Source organism: Streptomyces sp. NPDC021562, from assembly GCF_040640875.1.
In the GTDB taxonomy this organism is placed as follows: domain Bacteria; phylum Actinomycetota; class Actinomycetes; order Streptomycetales; family Streptomycetaceae; genus Streptomyces.
In genome coordinates, this window is the sequence record NZ_JBFACN010000002.1 from 183,837 (window position 1) to 199,880 (window position 16,044).

At 67.6% G+C, this 16,044-nt stretch carries 15 protein-coding genes; 6 read left to right on the forward strand and 9 right to left on the reverse strand.

Annotated features, from left to right (window positions below; all coding sequences use genetic code 11):
* Positions 1–31: 31 nt before the first annotated feature.
* The 3 genes from AB0G52_RS03275 to dnaB all read right to left on the reverse strand — a co-directional run bounded on the left by AB0G52_RS03275 (position 32) and on the right by dnaB (position 3,444).
* Entirely contained in the window at positions 32–1,417 is a 1,386-nt protein-coding gene (locus AB0G52_RS03275) for a serine hydrolase domain-containing protein (protein WP_361333223.1), read from the reverse strand.
* Between the two features lie 68 nt (positions 1,418–1,485).
* Positions 1,486–1,920, reverse strand: a complete 435-nt coding sequence (locus AB0G52_RS03280; RefSeq protein ID WP_132888318.1) for a VOC family protein — start codon at positions 1,918–1,920, stop codon at positions 1,486–1,488.
* Positions 1,921–1,968: 48 nt separating this feature from the next.
* Complete coding sequence (gene dnaB / locus AB0G52_RS03285) at positions 1,969–3,444, reverse strand: replicative DNA helicase (RefSeq protein ID WP_361333226.1); 1,476 nt, start codon at positions 3,442–3,444, stop codon at positions 1,969–1,971.
* 459 nt (positions 3,445–3,903) lie between these two features.
* Between dnaB and AB0G52_RS03290 the strand changes: the two genes are divergently transcribed.
* Positions 3,904–5,241 (forward strand): MATE family efflux transporter, encoded by a 1,338-nt coding sequence (locus AB0G52_RS03290; RefSeq protein WP_361333229.1) that lies wholly within the window; start codon positions 3,904–3,906, stop codon positions 5,239–5,241.
* A 126-nt stretch (positions 5,242–5,367) separates the two neighbouring features.
* Here AB0G52_RS03290 and rplI read toward each other — a convergent pair whose 3' ends face one another.
* The 4 genes from rplI to rpsF all read right to left on the reverse strand — a co-directional run bounded on the left by rplI (position 5,368) and on the right by rpsF (position 7,077).
* On the reverse strand, positions 5,368–5,814 hold the full coding sequence (rplI, locus tag AB0G52_RS03295) for a 50S ribosomal protein L9 (protein WP_132888321.1): 447 nt from the start codon (positions 5,812–5,814) through the stop codon (positions 5,368–5,370).
* 18 nt (positions 5,815–5,832) lie between these two features.
* Positions 5,833–6,069, reverse strand: a complete 237-nt coding sequence (gene rpsR / locus AB0G52_RS03300; RefSeq protein ID WP_006381652.1) for a 30S ribosomal protein S18 — start codon at positions 6,067–6,069, stop codon at positions 5,833–5,835.
* Positions 6,070–6,127: 58 nt separating this feature from the next.
* Complete coding sequence (locus AB0G52_RS03305) at positions 6,128–6,712, reverse strand: single-stranded DNA-binding protein (RefSeq protein WP_132888322.1); 585 nt, start codon at positions 6,710–6,712, stop codon at positions 6,128–6,130.
* Positions 6,713–6,786: 74 nt separating this feature from the next.
* Positions 6,787–7,077 carry a 30S ribosomal protein S6 gene (gene rpsF / locus AB0G52_RS03310; RefSeq protein ID WP_005482942.1) on the reverse strand — a complete coding sequence of 97 codons (291 nt, stop codon included), beginning with the start codon at positions 7,075–7,077 and terminating at the stop codon, positions 6,787–6,789.
* 264 nt (positions 7,078–7,341) lie between these two features.
* Between rpsF and AB0G52_RS03315 the strand changes: the two genes are divergently transcribed.
* From AB0G52_RS03315 to AB0G52_RS03325, 3 genes are all read left to right on the forward strand, one after another.
* Positions 7,342–7,644: a hypothetical protein gene (locus AB0G52_RS03315; protein ID WP_132888323.1), complete on the forward strand. Its 303-nt coding sequence runs from the start codon at positions 7,342–7,344 to the stop codon at positions 7,642–7,644.
* A 165-nt stretch (positions 7,645–7,809) separates the two neighbouring features.
* A complete protein-coding gene (gene femX / locus AB0G52_RS03320; RefSeq protein WP_132888324.1) occupies positions 7,810–8,931 on the forward strand; it encodes a peptidoglycan bridge formation glycyltransferase FemX in 1,122 nt (373 codons plus the stop codon).
* 84 nt (positions 8,932–9,015) lie between these two features.
* Positions 9,016–10,047 carry an alanine racemase gene (locus AB0G52_RS03325; RefSeq protein WP_132888325.1) on the forward strand — a complete coding sequence of 344 codons (1,032 nt, stop codon included), beginning with the start codon at positions 9,016–9,018 and terminating at the stop codon, positions 10,045–10,047.
* A 79-nt stretch (positions 10,048–10,126) separates the two neighbouring features.
* On the opposite strand, the gene AB0G52_RS03330 is transcribed toward AB0G52_RS03325, so the two are convergent.
* Positions 10,127–11,626: a glycosyltransferase 87 family protein gene (locus tag AB0G52_RS03330; RefSeq protein WP_361333236.1), complete on the reverse strand. Its 1,500-nt coding sequence runs from the start codon at positions 11,624–11,626 to the stop codon at positions 10,127–10,129.
* 169 nt (positions 11,627–11,795) lie between these two features.
* Between AB0G52_RS03330 and AB0G52_RS03335 the strand changes: the two genes are divergently transcribed.
* Complete coding sequence (locus AB0G52_RS03335; protein WP_361333239.1) at positions 11,796–12,230, forward strand: hypothetical protein; 435 nt, start codon at positions 11,796–11,798, stop codon at positions 12,228–12,230.
* An 84-nt stretch (positions 12,231–12,314) separates the two neighbouring features.
* On the opposite strand, the gene AB0G52_RS03340 is transcribed toward AB0G52_RS03335, so the two are convergent.
* Positions 12,315–14,957 carry a transglycosylase domain-containing protein gene (locus tag AB0G52_RS03340; protein WP_361333242.1) on the reverse strand — a complete coding sequence of 881 codons (2,643 nt, stop codon included), beginning with the start codon at positions 14,955–14,957 and terminating at the stop codon, positions 12,315–12,317.
* Positions 14,958–15,319: 362 nt separating this feature from the next.
* Between AB0G52_RS03340 and AB0G52_RS03345 the strand changes: the two genes are divergently transcribed.
* Entirely contained in the window at positions 15,320–16,003 is a 684-nt protein-coding gene (locus AB0G52_RS03345) for a helix-turn-helix transcriptional regulator (protein ID WP_361333245.1), read from the forward strand.
* Positions 16,004–16,044: the final 41 nt, after the last annotated feature.

Sequence of the window (16,044 nt, forward strand, 5' to 3'; positions counted from 1 at the left end):
TCACGTGAAACGCCGCCCTGCTCCGCCTCGGTCAGCCGATCCCCTGCCACCCCTCGGGGGCCACCCCGCCGGGCACAGGAGACGTCTCGTCGTACGGCTGACGCGTGAACACGAACGATCCGAGGTCCAGGTGGCTCACCACTCCGTCGGGGCGCCGTACGGGCCGGAGAAGCTCTCCGGCGTAGTAGCCCTCCAGACCGGTCCACGTTCCGTCGCCGTTGGGACGGAAGCGGGCGCGGCGGCCGGCGCCCGTCAGCGGTCCCAGCGAGATCAGCCCGTCGGCCGTCACCCGGAGCGCGAAGGGGTGCGTGCCCCAGTACCACTGCCCGGCCAAGTCGAGTACGGCCGGATCGACCTGGGTCAGTGGCCGCCACGGCTCCGGGATACGCGGTTCGGCCTCCGCGACGATCCGGACGAGGTCGGCGCCGACGGTGGACGTCAGCGGACCGGAGGTGCAGTTCGCCAGCACCACGGCCGCCACGTCCTCGTCCACGCTGATGGTGAGGCAGGCAAGGAAACCGGGCAGCGAGCCGGAGTGCCCGACGAGGAGCCTGCCGTCCCGGCGCTGGATCTGCAGACCGAGACCATAGGTGGCGCCGTCCAGCACATCGGCGGGCTCTGCCGGAGCCGCCGGAACACGCATCTCGCGTACCGACTCGGCGCTCAGCACCCGATCGTCACCGGCCGTCAGGAAGACGGCGAAGCGGGCCAGGTCGCCGGTGGTCGACCAGAGTTGTCCCGCGGGCGCCATCCGGCCGAGGTCCTCCAGCGGCTCCGGAAGCATGACGTCGGCCCACGGATGCACCGCCCACCCACCCGCGTGCGGTGCCTGCGGCTGGGCGCTCGTGCGGTCGAGGCCCAGGGGTTCGAGCACCTCTCGCCGGAGCACCTGCTCCCAGGGGGCGCCACGGAGCTCCTCGACCAGCGCCCCGAGCAGGGTGTAGCCGGGGTTGGAGTAGTGGTGCCGGCGCCCGACGGGGTGCAGCAAGGGCTGCTCGCCGAGGACGTCGCTCAGCTCCGGTCGCAGCGAACCCGGGGTGCGCTCCCACCAGGGGCCCGGGGACTCGGCTGCCAGCCCGGCGGTGTGCGCGAGGAGTTGGATGATCGTCGCCTCCCCCGCGCCGGTGCCCGGCAGATACTTCTCCAGTGGGTCGCCAAGGTCGAGCAGCCCCTCGTCGCGCAGCCGGAGCACCAGCACGGCCGTGAACGTCTTGGTGATGGAGCCGATCCGGTACTGCACGTTCTCGTCCGGTCCGTGCCCGTCCACGGAGGTACGCGCCCCGTGCCAGACGGTCCGGCCGCCTCGCACGACCGCGGCCGCCAGCGACGGCGCGCGGCCTTCGGTCTGGGCCACGGCGATCCTGTGCAGCAGCGCCCGTCGAGTGGCAGGGAGCAGCTCATCCTGGAATGTCGTCATGCGCCCAGTCCACCCGTTGTCCGGACCGGCGTCGAGCGCGTTTCTGCGGCACGGACCCGTTCGGGCCCTCAGTCGAGACAGAACTCGTTGCCCTCGATGTCACGCATCCCTATGCACGATTCGTTGTGGTCGTCGGCCACGAGCAGCCGTTCGCGTACCGCGCCGAGTGCGACGAGCCGCGCGCATTCGGCCTCGAGCACGGCGAGGCGCTCCTCACCCACGAGCCCGGTGCCGACCCGGACATCCAGATGAACCCGGTTCTTGACGACCTTCCCTTCGGGGACACGCTGGAAGAACAGTCGCGGGCCGACGCCCGAGGGATCCACGCAGGCGAACGCCGCGCCCTGGCGCTCCGGCGGCAGCGAGCGGTCGAAGTCTTCCCACGTGGCGAACCCCTGCGGCGGTGGCGGTACGACGTAGCCCAGCACTTCGCACCAGAAGCGCGCCACACGCTCGGGTTCCGCGCAGTCGAAGGTGACCTGGAACTGCTTGACCGATGCCATCTGCCCACCATGGTCGTCACGGACACGGAACCAGAGAACAGGCACCGATCAGGTCTGTGCCATGTCGACGAAGCGTGAGTAGTGGCCCTGGAAGGCCACCGTGATCGTCGCGGTCGGACCGTTACGGTGCTTGCCGACAATGATGTCCGCCTCACCGGCGCGCGGCGACTCCTTTTCGTAGGCGTCCTCGCGGTGGAGCAGGATGACCATGTCGGCGTCCTGCTCGATGGAGCCGGACTCACGCAGGTCGGACACCATCGGCTTCTTGTCCGTGCGCTGCTCGGGACCGCGGTTGAGCTGCGAGAGCGCGATCACCGGGACCTCCAGCTCCTTCGCCAGCAGCTTGAGGTTCCGGGACATGTCCGAGACCTCCTGCTGACGGCTCTCGGAGCGCTTGCCGCCGGACTGCATCAGCTGGAGGTAGTCGATGATCACGAGCTTGATGTCGTTGCGCTGTTTGAGCCGCCGGCACTTGGCGCGAATCTCCATCATCGACAGGTTCGGGGAGTCGTCGATGTAGAGCGGCGCCGCCGAGACGTCCGGCATCCGGCGGGCCAGCCGGGTCCAGTCCTCGTCGGTCATGGTGCCGGAACGCATGTGGTGCAGGGCGACCCGGGCCTCGGCGGACAGCAGACGCATCGCGATCTCGTTGCGGCCCATTTCGAGGGAGAAGATGACGCTGGGCAGATTGTTCTTGATCGACGCGGCCCGTGCGAAGTCCAGGGCGAGCGTGGACTTGCCCATCGCGGGACGGGCGGCGATGACGATCATCTGTCCCGGATGCAGACCGTTGGTGAGGGAGTCGAGGTCCGTGAAGCCGGTGGGCACGCCGGTCATCTCGCCGGTGCGGGAGCCGATCGCCTCGATCTCGTCGAGGGCGCCCTCCATGATGTCGCCGAGCGGCAGGTAGTCCTCACTGGTCCGCTGCTCGGTGACGGCGTAGATCTCGGCCTGCGCGCTGTTGACGATCTCGTCGATGTCGCCGTCTGCCGCGTATCCCATCTGTGTGATGCGGGTACCGGCCTCGACCAGGCGGCGCAGCACGGCCCGCTCGTGGACGATCTCCGCGTAGTACTCGGCGTTCGCCGCCGTCGGCACCGTCTGGACGAGGGTGTGCAGATAGGCCGCACCACCGACCTTGTTGATCTCACCGCGCTTGGTGAGTTCCGCGGCGATGGTGATGGGGTCGGCCGGCTCACCCTTGGCATAGACGTCGAGGATCGCCTGGTAGATCGTCTCGTGCGCCGGCTTGTAGAAGTCGTGGCCCTTGAGGATCTCGACGACGTCGGCGATGGCGTCCTTCGAGAGCAGCATGCCGCCGAGCACGGACTGTTCGGCGTCCAGGTCCTGCGGGGGGACCCGCTCGAAGGTGGGCCCCGAGCCGTCCCATTCCCCGCTGTCCCGGCCACGGTCGTGCCGGTCGTCCCGGCCCCGGCCGCCCTCGCCCCGTCGGCGGGAGGCGGGCATACGATCACTGGGACCGGCGCCGGCCCACGGATCGTCCAAGGGCTCGGAAATGCTCACCGAGCCACCTCCTCCCCGTCCGCCCGGCGGACCTCGCCGTGCCTCTGTTCTACGGCACGGCACTGACAACTAGGTCGCCCCATTCCGGTTCTGCGCGCGTCGGTTTCACGAGGCTTCCGAGGCCGTGACGAGGAGCGGGTGCCGGACCACGGTAGGCCCGCGGGCACCGTCAGCCAATCTGGTTATCCACAGGCCATGTGGACGACGGCCCGTATGCTGTGGAGAACCCCCTGAAACCTGTGCACGACACGGTGGACAGCCCTGTGAACAAGCCCTCGATCTCTCTTGTTCACAGGCTCTGAGCTGCTGCTTTCCCGTCCACCGGCTGTGCAGAAGAAAAACTTCCCCGGTCGGACCAAGATCGCTTCGAACAGCGCGCGAAAGCGTGGTCCGCCCACACATACGTAAGGGTCACTTCAGGATTGCATCTCTTACCTGTGGACGATTACATTAGGACCCATGCCACAGGCCCCCGCGATCCCCCAGGCCACCCGCCGACGGCACGACAGAGAGATCGTCGCGCTGGCCGTCCCGGCCTTCGGCGCGCTCGTCGCGGAACCGCTCTTCGTCATGGCCGACAGTGCGATCGTCGGCCATCTCGGCACCGCACAGCTCGCCGGCCTCGGGGTCGCCTCGGCCCTTCTGACCACCGCCGTGAGCATCTTCGTCTTCCTCGCCTACGCCACGACGGCCGCGGTCGCCCGCCGGGTCGGCTCCGGTGATCTCCAAGCGGCCATCCGCCAGGGCATGGACGGGATCTGGCTGGCACTGCTGCTCGGCGCCGCGGTCATAGCTCTGGTCCTGCCTCTCGCCCCAGGAATCGTGGACGCCTTCGGCGCCTCGGCCACCGCGGCTCCCTACGCGACCACCTACCTGCGGATCTCCTCACTGGGCATCCCGGCCATGCTGATCGTGCTCGCCGCCACGGGTGTCCTGCGCGGCCTCCAGGACACCCGTACCCCGCTGTACGTCGCCGTCGCGGGCTTCGTCGCCAACGCCGGGCTCAACGCCGGTCTCGTCTACGGCGCCGGACTGGGCATCGCCGGTTCCGCATGGGGCACCGTCATCGCCCAGTGCGCGATGGCGGCGGTCTACCTGGCCGTCGTCATACGTGGCGCCCGCAGACACGGGGCGTCACTGCGCCCCGATTCCGCCGGCATCCGGGCGTCCGCGCAGGCCGGCCTGCCGCTGCTGGTCCGGACGCTCTCCCTGCGGGCCATCCTCATGATCGCGACTGCCGTGGCGGCCCGCATGGGTGACGCGGACATCGCCGCCCACCAGATCGTCCTTTCACTGTGGAGCCTGCTGGCCTTCGCCCTGGACGCGATCGCCATCGCCGGGCAGGCGATCATCGGCCGGTATCTGGGCGCGGACGACGCTGCCGGGGCCCGCGAGGCCTGTCGGCGCATGGTGCAGTGGGGCATCGCCACCGGTGTGGGCCTGGGTCTGCTCGTGGTGATCGCCCGGCCGCTGTTCCTCCCGCTGTTCACGAGCGACCCTGTCGTGAAGCAGACCGCACTGCCCGCCCTGCTCGTCGTGGCGCTCTCCCAGCCGATCTCCGGCGTGGTGTTCGTCCTAGACGGCGTTCTGATGGGGGCCGGGGACGGGCCCTACCTGGCTTGGGCCATGGTCGTCACACTCGCGGTCTTCACACCGGTGGCGCTGCTGGTTCCCGCCCTCGGCGGTGGGCTCACCGCCCTTTGGGCGGCCATGACGTTGATGATGGCCGTGCGACTGCTGACTCTCTGGCTGCGGGCACGCTCGGGCCGCTGGATCGTGACGGGCGCCACCCGCTGACCGGCACACCCGCCGACGGGGTTCCACGTGAAACGTCGCAAGCTGTCATGTTTCACGTGAAACGAAAGGGGCCGCACCCATGACGGGTGCGGCCCCTTTCCGCTACGGCTCAGGCAGAGCGCAGCGTCAGGCCGCGACGACCTCGATGTTGACCTTGGCGGCAACCTCGGGGTGCAGACGCACGGACGTCTCGTGGGCGCCCAGGGTCTTGATCGCCGAGACGACCTCGATGCGACGCTTGTCGACCTCAGGACCACCCGCAGCCTTGATCGCCGAGGCGATGTCGGCCTGGGTGACGGACCCGAAGAGGCGACCGGCGTCGCCGGCACGGACGGCCAGGCGGACCTTGACGCCCTCGAGCTGGGCCTTCACCTGGTTGGCCTGCTCGATGGTCTGGATCTCGTGGATCTTGCGAGCACGACGGATCTGCTCGACGTCCTTCTCGCCACCCTTGGTCCAGCGGATCGCGAACTTCCGCGGGATCAGGTAGTTGCGGGCGTAGCCGTCCTTGACGTCGACGACTTCACCGGCGGCACCGAGGCCGGAGACCTCGTGGGTCAGGATGATCTTCATTGGTCGGTCACCCTTCCCTTAGCGCGCAGTGGAGGTGTAGGGCAGCAGCGCCATCTCACGGCTGTTCTTGACGGCCGTGGCGACGTCACGCTGGTGCTGCGTGCAGTTGCCGGTCACGCGGCGGGCACGGATCTTGCCACGGTCGGAAATGAACTTCCGCAGCATGTTCGTGTCCTTGTAGTCCACGTACTGGACCTTGTCCTTGCAGAAAGCGCAGACCTTCTTCTTAGGCTTGCGCACAGGCGGCTTCGCCATGGTGTTTCTCCTGTGTGATCAAGAAGTTTGGGTGTGCCCCGCTCCTCGGCCCGGGGGCCTAGAAGGGAGGCTCGTCCGAGTAGCCGCCGCCACCGCCGCTGCCGGAGCCACCGCCCCAGCCGCCGCCCTGGTTGCCGCCACCGGCGGGAGCACCGGAGGCCCAGGGGTCGTCGTTGGGAGCGCCGCCCTGCTGGCCGCCGCCGGAGCCACCGCCCCAGCCGCCGCCACCCTGGCCGCCACCGCCGCCGTAACCGCCCTGGCCACCGCGACCGCCACCACCGGCGGTCTTGGTGACCTTGGCCGTGGCGTTCCGCAGGCTGGCGCCGACTTCCTCGACGTCCAGCTCGTAGACCGTGCGCTTGACACCCTCACGGTCCTCGTAGGACCGCTGCTTCAGCCGGCCCTGCACGATGACGCGCATGCCTCGCTGGAGCGACTCGGCGACGTTCTCCGCCGCCTGCCGCCATACCGAGCAGGTGAGGAAGAGGCTCTCGCCGTCCTTCCACTCGTTCGTCTGGCGGTCGAAGGTGCGGGGAGTGGACGCGACGCGGAACTTCGCGACCGCCGCACCGGACGGGGTGAAGCGCAGCTCGGGGTCGTCGACAAGATTGCCGACGACCGTGATGACGGTCTCGCCTGCCATGGGGGAACCTCTCGGCGGGTTTGCTGCTGGCTGCTTGCTGCTACTCGAATCCCGAGCTCAGCTGAGCGGAAAGCTCAGTGGGTCTCGGGGCGGAGGACCTTGGTCCGGAGGACCGACTCGTTCAGGTTCATCTGGCGGTCGAGCTCCTTCACGACCGCAGGCTCGGCCTGCAGGTCGATGACCGAGTAGATGCCCTCAGGCTTCTTCTTGATCTCGTACGAGAGACGACGACGGCCCCAGGTGTCGACCTTCTCCACCTTGCCGTTGCCCTCACGGACGACGGAGAGGAAGTTCTCGATCAGGGGGGCGACGGCGCGCTCCTCCAGATCGGGGTCGAGGATGACCATCACCTCGTAGTGACGCATGTGGAACCCACCTCCTTTGGACTCAGCGGCCACGGTCGTTCCGTGGCAGGAGGGTTGTGATGCGTACGCAACGGTATCGGCGGCCACTGACAATCGGGGGCTTCCCGCGGGATCCCCTGTCACGGCATGGGCAGACACCGGTGCAGAGGGTACAGAGTACCCGCACACCCGCTTCCGGTTGAAATCCGGCCGCCAGGGCACGCAATCTGTACACATCGGGTGTGTATGGCGCTACGATGCGCCGTCTTCCGCAGGAGGTGCCCTATGGCACAGGCATTGCGACCCAACACCGCCGGATCCCTGTTCGCCACGGACGGCAAGACCCATCCGCTCCAGGACTCGCTGATGGCGGTGACCCTGGCGCTGGGGCTGATCGCCTTCATCACGTGCTTCTTCCACGGCCTCCACCTGCTCAGCTCCTGGGCCGGTCTGATCGGCATCTTCACCGGCCTGTACGGGCAGTGGGTCTCGATCACCACACGCGAGCGCTTCGGTCTGGTCCTGGGTCTGGGTGCCTCGGGCGTCGGCTTCTTCATCGGGATGGCGAACGGCGGGCTGTTCGGCTGACCCGCGGGCACCGTCCGCACCCCAGCGGAACGTCCCGGCCCGGCCAGGGCCGGGACGTTGGTGCCGTACGCCCGGTCGGGCCGCGGGCGAGGCGCAGTAGGCTTCGGCGCGAGAGCCGGAGCCCCTGTACCCATGGGGACACACCAGCCCGAGGAGCGCCCCTACATGAGCCTGACCCTGAGGACCATCAGCCGCGAACAGCATCTGGCGTACATCCAGAGTCTGCCGGCGGCTAGCCACATGCAGGTCCCGGCCTGGGCCGATGTCAAGGCGGAGTGGCGTTCGGAGAACCTCGGCTGGTTCGACGAGCGCACCGGCGAGATGGTCGGCGCGGGTCTGGTGCTGTACCGCCAGCTGCCCAAGATCAAGCGCTATCTGGCCTACCTGCCCGAGGGCCCGGTCATCAACTGGTTCGCGCCGAACCTCGACGACTGGATCCAGCCGATGCTGGCCCACCTCAAGCACCAGGGCGCGTTCTCCGTGAAGATGGGGCCGCCGGTGATCATCCGGCGCTGGGAGGCCAACTCCATCAAGGCGGGCATCCAGAACCCGGACGTGAAGCGGCTGCGCGACATCGAGGCCGACTTCATCGAGCCGCGTGCCTTCGAGGTGGCCGACAAGCTGCGCCGGATGGGCTGGCAGCAGGGCGAGGACGGCGGCGCCGGCTTCGGCGACGTCCAGCCGCGCTACGTCTACCAGGTGCCGCTGGCGAACCGCTCCCTGGAAGAGGTCCACAAGAACTTCAACCAGTTGTGGCGGCGCAACATCAAGAAGGCCGAGAAGGCCGGTGTCGAGGTCGTCCAGGGCGGTTACGAGGACCTGGCGGAGTGGCAGCGGCTGTACGAGATCACGGCCGTGCGCGACCACTTCCGGCCGCGCCCGCTGTCGTACTTCCAGCGCATGTGGACGGCCCTGAACACCGAGGACCCCAACCGGATGCGGCTGTACTTCGCCCGGCACAACGGGGTGAACCTGTCCGCGGCGACCATGCTGATCGTGGGCGGCCACGTCTGGTACTCCTACGGCGCCTCGGACAACATCGGGCGCGAGGTCCGGCCGTCCAACGCCATGCAGTGGCGGATGCTGCGCGACGCCTACGCGCTCGGCGCCACCGTCTACGACCTGCGGGGCATCTCCGACTCGCTGGACGAGACGGACCACCTCTTCGGACTGATCCAGTTCAAGGTGGGCACCGGCGGCCAGGCCGCCGAGTACCTCGGCGAGTGGGACTTCCCGCTGAACAAGCTGCTCCACAAGGCGCTCGACATCTACATGTCGCGCCGCTGACGTCACGCTCCGTGCTTCTATAGCCCTGACACACCGCAGTCCTCTGGCACACCCCAGCCATCCAGAAAGGTTCCAGGTCCGGCCATGGCGCTCACGCTCTACGTCGACACCGCGCGCTGGCGGGCGCACCACAAGCACGTGCAGGAGCAGTTCCCGGGCCTGGTCCCGGTCTGCAAGGGCAACGGCTACGGCTTCGGGCACGAACGGCTGGCGGAGGAGGCCACGCGTCTGGGCTCGGACGTCCTCGCCGTCGGCACGACGTACGAGGCCGCGCGCATCAAGGACTGGTTCGGCGGGGACCTGCTGGTGCTGACGCCGTACCGGCGCGGCGAGGAGCCGGTGCCGCTGCCCGACCGGGTCATCCGCTCGGTGTCCTCGATCGACGGCGTGTACGGCCTCGTGGGCGCGCGGGTGGTCATCGAGGTGATGTCGACCATGAAGCGGCACGGCATCAGCGAGCAGGACCTGCCGCAGCTGCACGCCGCCATCGAGAACGTCCGGCTGGAGGGCTTCGCCATCCATCTGCCGCTGGACCGCACCGACGGCTCGGACGCCGTCGAGGAGGTCATCGGCTGGATGGACCGGCTGCGCGCGGCCCGGCTGCCGTTGCACACGATGTTCGTCAGCCACCTCAAGGCCGACGAACTGGCCCGGCTGCAGCAGCAGTTCCCGCAGACCCGGTTCCGGGCGCGGATCGGCACCCGGCTGTGGCTGGGGGACCACGACGCCACCGAGTACCGCGGGGCGGTGCTGGACGTCACCCGCGTCGCCAAGGGCGACCGGTTCGGCTACCGGCAGCAGAAGTCGGCCTCGGACGGCTTCCTGGTGGTCGTGGCGGGCGGTACGTCGCACGGGGTGGGCCTGGAGGCGCCGAAGGCCCTGCACGGCGTCATGCCGCGTGCCAAGGGCGTCGCACGGGCCGGCCTCGCCACGGTGAACCGGAACCTCTCCCCGTTCGTGTGGGGCGGTAAGCAGCGCTGGTTCGCGGAGCCGCCGCACATGCAGGTGTCGATCCTCTTCGTGCCCTCGGACGCCCCGGAGCCGAAGGTCGGCGAGGAGCTGGTGGCCCATCTGCGGCACACCACCACCCAGTTCGACCGTCTCGTCGACCGCTGAGGGTCTCAGGACGCCGGAAGGGCCGTACACGGAAGTCCCGTGTACGGCCCTTCTCGCGTCATGGACCCGAGCTGTTCGCTCAGAGCGAACTCTCCTCGGAGGCCCGGCTTCCCCATTCGACCTGCGGGCCCTCGAAGTGGGCGGCGTGGCGCGCGGGATGCGCCGCGGCACCGAACACGAAGACGTCCTCCGCGCCGTCGAGCACCCCGCCCGAGGGGTCGTCGTCACCGGAGCGGCGAACCACGTCCCGCTCGGGCATGAGGATGTCGCGCACGACCATCGCGCACAGGTAGAGCGTGCCCAGCAGGTGCACGGCGATGGCCCAGTGGTAGCCGTCGGTCGGCAGCCCCTTGTGGGCGTCTCCGCTGGTCGTGTACGCGAGGTACATCCAGATCCCGAGGAAGTACGCCACCTCGCACGCCTGCCAGATCAGGAAGTCCCGCCACTTGGGCCGGGCGAGGACCGCCAGCGGGACCAGCCACAGGACGTACTGCGGGGAGTAGACCTTGTTGGTCAGGATGAAGGCGGCGACCACCAGGAAGGCCAGCTGGGCGAAACGCGGCCGGCGCGGGGCGGTCAGGGTCAGCGCGGCGATGCCCAGGAAACAGAGCAGTACCAGGACCATCGCCGCGTTGTTCACGAAGTCGGTCGACGGCGGGCTGGTGGTGTTCTGCGCCCAGATCAGCCAGAACGAGCCGAAGTCCACGCCCCGCTCCTGGCTGAACGTGTAGAACTTCGACCAGCCGGGGAAGGCGAAGATCATCACCGGCAGGTTCACCACGAGCCAGGAGCCCACCGCGCCGCCCGTCGCGACGAGGAACTCCCGCCATCTGCCCGCGCGCCAGCACAGCAGGAACAGCGGTCCCAGCAGGAACACGGGGTACAGCTTGGCGGCCGTGGCCAGGCCCAGGAGGACACCGAAGGCGAGAGGGCGGCTCCGGGACCACATCAGCATCGCCGCGGCCGTCAGAGCGACCGCCAGGAGGTCCCAGTTGATGGTGGCGGTCAGTGCGAAGGCGGGCGCGAGGGCGACCAGCAGACCGTCCCAGGGGCGTCGGCGGTGGGTGCGGACCACGCACACCGCGATGACGGCGGCGCAGATCATCAGCATCCCGGCGTTGACGAACCAGTACACCTGCTCCTGGAGCTGGATGCTGCCGCTGCCCGGAGTGAGCCAGGCGGCCACCTCCATGAACACACCGGTCAGCACCGGGTATTCGAGGTAGTCCATGTCGCCGGGGAGCTTGTCGAAGTACGGCACCAGACCGTCGGCGAAACCGCGCCCCTGGTAGAGGTGCGGGATGTCCGAGTAACAGGCGTGGGTGTACTGGGAACTGGCGCCGAAGAACCAGGCGCCGTTGTAGCAGGGCGCCTTCTGGACCAGGCCCAGGGCGAACATGCCGATCGCGACGAGGACCACCACTCGTAGCGGCGTCCACCAGGACGTCCCGAGCAGGGCACGCCGCCCGATGGGGCCGCCGATCAGCTCACTGCCGGCCGCGGCGACCGCGTCTTCCCTGGTCGGCCGCACCGGCTCCGGCTCACGCACGCCCGCGGGCGTCGTCTCTGCACTGGGCATGGGGCCCATCCTGCCCTACTCACCTGAGTAGCAGACGCGAGTCCGCCGACAGCGAGGATCGTCGCATTCCACTTGGAATATATACGCCCTAATTGCGAAGAATAACTATTTTGCCACAACGATCTTTCCGGGCATAAAATCCGGATCAAATCCAGAGGGGGCAAAGGAAATGAAAAAGAAATCGCGAATCGGCCTCGTCGCCGCTGGCTCCATGTTGCTCGTGGGCGTCGCGGCCAGCCCGTCCCAGGCCGCCACGACGCATTTCGCCGGATGTGACACCACGGGTGCCAGCGGGACCGTCAACACCAGCGGCTGGGACTACGAGGACACCAGCATTCCCTCCGTCGATCTCACGGTGTGGGACACCAAGGCCGACGGGCACCACGTGGCGATCCGACTGGTCACGGCATACACGGACGGGTACATTTACTTCCCGTGGCACGCCGACTACGACGGATATGCCACATCCAAGGAAGTCAATTCCAGTGTGGCCAAGGGCGGAAACATCTTCAATGTTGGCATCCAGGTGGGTACTTTCGAGGGCAACACACTGCTGAACCACTGCACGAAGTGGGTCGATGGCTCCACCAGGGACCCGAGTTAATCAGTCTCCGTTCAGAGCCCGGCACTGAAAGAGGCCGGTGTTCAGCGCGTTTTCATGCGCTGAACACCGGCCTCTTTCAGTCGCTCAGCCGGTCTGGCCTCCGAAGAGACCACCTCCGTTGGCGTTGCCTCTGGTGGTATCACTCGTGCCCGTGGGCGTGGGACTGGTGGTCACCCCCCCGCCGGCAGTACCGCCGTCCTGGCCTCCGGTGGTGTCGCATTTCCAGCTGAAGTCGTTGCAGGTGTCACTCGGGCTCGGCGACGGCGAAGTGGCGGTCTCACTAGGCGTGGCGCTCGGCGACTCGCTGGGCGACTCACTCGGCGTGATGCTCGGGCTGGGCGTCGGGGAGGGCATCCCGGCCTCGTCGGCGATCTGACCGATCTTGGTGGCCTCCGGGAAGCCGGTATCGGACTTCCCCTTCAGCGCAGCCTTCATGTACTCGGTCCACACCAGCGTCGGGATGTCACCACCGTGGATGGACGCCACGCCGGCCGTGCCGTTCATGGACAGCAACTCGTGGTCCTCCGGGTTCTCACGGAACATGGCCACCGATGTCGACAACTGCTGGGTGTAACCGACGAACCAGGCCGACTTGTTGCTGTCGGTGGTACCAGTCTTGCCGGCCGCCGTGCGTCCCAGCGCCTTGGCGTTCTGCCCCGTACCGTTCTGGATGACGTTCTCGAGCGTGTCCGTGACGTTGTTCGCCACGTTGGCGTCCATGGCCTGCTTGACCGTCGGCTTGCTGAAGCCGCTCAGTTCCTGCCCGTCCTTCTTGACGCTGACGACCGAGTAGGGGTCCGCCTGCTTACCCGAGGCCGCGAAAGTCGCATAGGCGTCGGCCATACGGATCGCACTGGGAGTCGAGGTACCGATGGCGAACGACGCGTTGAGGCGCGCCATCGTGTCGTTCAGAATTCCGGATGCCTTGGCGACGTCACGCACGTGCGTCATACCCACGTCCATACCGAGCTGGACGAAGGGAGTGTTGATGGACTGTTCCATCGCCTTGCGCAACGAGATGTAGCCCCAGGGATATTTACTCTCATTGTTCTGGAAGAACACCGAGTTGTCCGGGTTCAGGACATAGGTGCCGTCCTGCTGCCTGATTTTGAGGTGATCGTCACCGTTGTACTTGCTCAGCGGCGAGATTCCCTCAGGGGCGGTCTTGTACGTCCCGTACTGCATGGCCGCGGCCAGCACGAACGGCTTCCACGTCGAACCGACGGGGACACCGGAGGTATCGGCGTTGTTCGTGAAGTGGTTGTTCTCGTAACCGGCGCCACCGTATAGAGCCACGATCGCGCCGTCATTGGGCACCACGGACGCGGCGCCGAACTGGACGTACTTGTCCCGCTCGCGTTTCTTCGGGTCCAGACGTTCCTTCTGGACCTTCTGCACGGCCGCACTGAGTTCGTTGACCTTGCTCTTGTCGAAGGTCGTGTAGATCTGGAAGCCGCCCTGGTCGAACTGCGCCTCGGTGATGTTCGAGTGTGCGAGGACGTACTTCTTCGCCGTGTCGGCCAGGTAGCTGATCTGGCCGGTCATGCCCTTGATCGCCTTGCGGCCCTGCGGCATCGGGTACTGCTTGATGGCCGTCTGGTAGTCGGCGTCGCTGAGGCGCTTGTCCTTGTGCATCTCCTCGAGGATCCAGGCCCAGCGTTCCTTCGAGCGCTTGAGGTTGGCCTCCCTGCTGGCCGCGGGATCGATGTCCGGGTTGCCCGCCGGGTCGTAGTACGTCGCACCCTTGAGCAGCGCGGCCAGGACGGCACACTGGCTCGGCTTGAGGTCCTTCGCGTCCACGCCGTAGTAGGTCTGGGCGGCGGCCTGAATGCCGTACGCGCCACGGCCGAAGTACGAGGTGTTCAGGTAGCCCTGCATGATCTGGGGCTTCTTGAGCTTGGTCCCCACCTTGATGGAGATGAACATCTCCTTGAACTTGCGGGTGACCGTCTGGTCCTGGCTGAGGTAGGTGTTCTTGACGAACTGCTGGGTGATCGTCGAACCACCCTGCGTCTGCCCACCCCGGGCCATGTTGAGCAGGGCACGGGCGATGCCCATGGGGTCGACACCCGAGTCCGAGTAGAAGCTCTTGTTCTCGGCCGAGATCACCGCGTTCTGCATGGCCTGGGGGATCTGGTCGATGGTGACGTTCTGCCGGTTCACGCCCGTGCCCGTCGCGACCATCTGCTGACCGTTGGCCCAGTAGTAGACGTTGTTCTGGGACTTGGCCGCGGTGTTCTCGTTGGGCACGCCCACCATGGCGTACCCGACACCGACCAGCGCGACCAGACTGCCCAGGAAGGTCAGGCACAGGCCGGACACGAGCTTCCAGGAGGGGACCCAGCGGCGCCAGCCGAACCTGTTCGCCCTGGGGTAGTCGATGATGCGCTTCTTGCCCGGACCGGCCATCCGGCCTCTGCCGCGTCCCGGGCCGGCAGGACCACCCGGACCACGGCTCCCGTTGTCGGGCCCTCTGCGGCGGCCCCCTGTGTTTCTCTGCGCCGCCCGGCGGGCCTCCGCTCGGCTGCCGTAGGGGCGCTCCTCACCCCCCGGGCCCTGGGAGTCCGACCCATAGGAAGAGAACCCATAGGAGTCGGAAGAAGACCCGGTGGCGCCTCGCGGTGCCGCACGGCGGCCGGAGGACGGGCCGGACTGGCCGCGTCGGGCCGCGGCACGTCCGCCTCCGCCTCCCTGCGGCTGCGGCGGTTTGCGACGGTGCTCGCTCATCGAACGATTACTCCTCGGGCAGGCGCACCCGTGCGCGCCTGGAAACGGCGGCTGGTTTCCGGTCCCCCCGAAGTACGGATGTGGTCGGTCCTGCATTCACCCGTACTGCACCAGGGACGTGGACGCCCCCCAGGCGTCACTCGGTTCCCGGTGGTCTGCATGCCGCACAGACTACGCACCACCAAAACCCGCTGAGCCCCGAAGTTCACCCCAAAACAGGCAAGTTGCCTCCTGCGAATCGGTGATGTGATCCCGTTCACCGTCACCCCCCTTGTCGCTGAGAGAAGGTCGATCTATCGTCTGGATGTATCGAGTCGATACATCGGACTGAGACAACGAGCGGCAGACGAGAGGAGGCGATCATGAGCCGGCGCTCCGGCATCCTTGAGTTCGCCGTACTCGGCCTGCTCCGCGAGTCCCCGATGCACGGCTATGAGCTGCGGAAACGGCTCAACACCTCACTCGGCGTGTTCCGTGCCTTCAGCTACGGGACGCTCTATCCGTGCCTCAAGACGCTGGTCGTCAACGGCTGGTTGATCGAGGAACCGGCGAACACCGGGGAGGACGCTCTCACCGCCCCGCTCGCCGGCCGCCGCGCCAAGATCGTCTACCGGTTGACGGCGGAAGGTAAGGAGCACTTCGAGGAACTCCTCTCCCAGACCGGCCCCGACGCGTACGAGGACGAGCACTTCGCAGCGAGGTTCGCCTTCTTCGGCCAGACGTCGCGAGACGTACGCATGCGCGTGCTGGAGGGCCGCCGCAGCCGGCTGGAGGAGCGCCTGGAGAAGATGCGCGCCTCGCTGGCACGCACCCGGGAACGCCTCGACGACTACACGCTTGAGCTCCAGCGCCACGGGATGGAGTCCGTGGAGCGCGAAGTGCGCTGGCTGAACGAGCTCATCGAGAGCGAGCGGGCCGGACGGGACCTGAAGGGTTCCGGCTCCGAGGGGTCCGCTCAGCAGAACACCACCAATGGAGCGCCGGGCAACCTGCCCCGGTCCGAGGACACCCCTCGGCCGGATTTGCCCGGCGACACCGCCACGTGAGTCCCGTTCAGGGCCTCACTCGTACACACAGGGAGCAACCG

Coding starts and splice junctions, on each gene's coding strand:
- AB0G52_RS03275 (WP_361333223.1), bottom strand. CDS start 1,417: ATGACGACATTCCAGGATGAGCTGCTCCCTGCCACTCGACGGGCGCTG.
- AB0G52_RS03280 (WP_132888318.1), bottom strand. CDS start 1,920: ATGGCATCGGTCAAGCAGTTCCAGGTCACCTTCGACTGCGCGGAACCC.
- AB0G52_RS03290 (WP_361333229.1), top strand. CDS start 3,904: ATGCCACAGGCCCCCGCGATCCCCCAGGCCACCCGCCGACGGCACGAC.
- rplI (WP_132888321.1), bottom strand. CDS start 5,814: ATGAAGATCATCCTGACCCACGAGGTCTCCGGCCTCGGTGCCGCCGGT.
- rpsR (WP_006381652.1), bottom strand. CDS start 6,069: ATGGCGAAGCCGCCTGTGCGCAAGCCTAAGAAGAAGGTCTGCGCTTTC.
- AB0G52_RS03305 (WP_132888322.1), bottom strand. CDS start 6,712: ATGGCAGGCGAGACCGTCATCACGGTCGTCGGCAATCTTGTCGACGAC.
- rpsF (WP_005482942.1), bottom strand. CDS start 7,077: ATGCGTCACTACGAGGTGATGGTCATCCTCGACCCCGATCTGGAGGAG.
- AB0G52_RS03315 (WP_132888323.1), top strand. CDS start 7,342: ATGGCACAGGCATTGCGACCCAACACCGCCGGATCCCTGTTCGCCACG.
- femX (WP_132888324.1), top strand. CDS start 7,810: ATGAGCCTGACCCTGAGGACCATCAGCCGCGAACAGCATCTGGCGTAC.
- AB0G52_RS03325 (WP_132888325.1), top strand. CDS start 9,016: ATGGCGCTCACGCTCTACGTCGACACCGCGCGCTGGCGGGCGCACCAC.
- AB0G52_RS03330 (WP_361333236.1), bottom strand. CDS start 11,626: ATGCCCAGTGCAGAGACGACGCCCGCGGGCGTGCGTGAGCCGGAGCCG.
- AB0G52_RS03335 (WP_361333239.1), top strand. CDS start 11,796: ATGAAAAAGAAATCGCGAATCGGCCTCGTCGCCGCTGGCTCCATGTTG.
- AB0G52_RS03340 (WP_361333242.1), bottom strand. CDS start 14,957: ATGAGCGAGCACCGTCGCAAACCGCCGCAGCCGCAGGGAGGCGGAGGC.
- AB0G52_RS03345 (WP_361333245.1), top strand. CDS start 15,320: ATGAGCCGGCGCTCCGGCATCCTTGAGTTCGCCGTACTCGGCCTGCTC.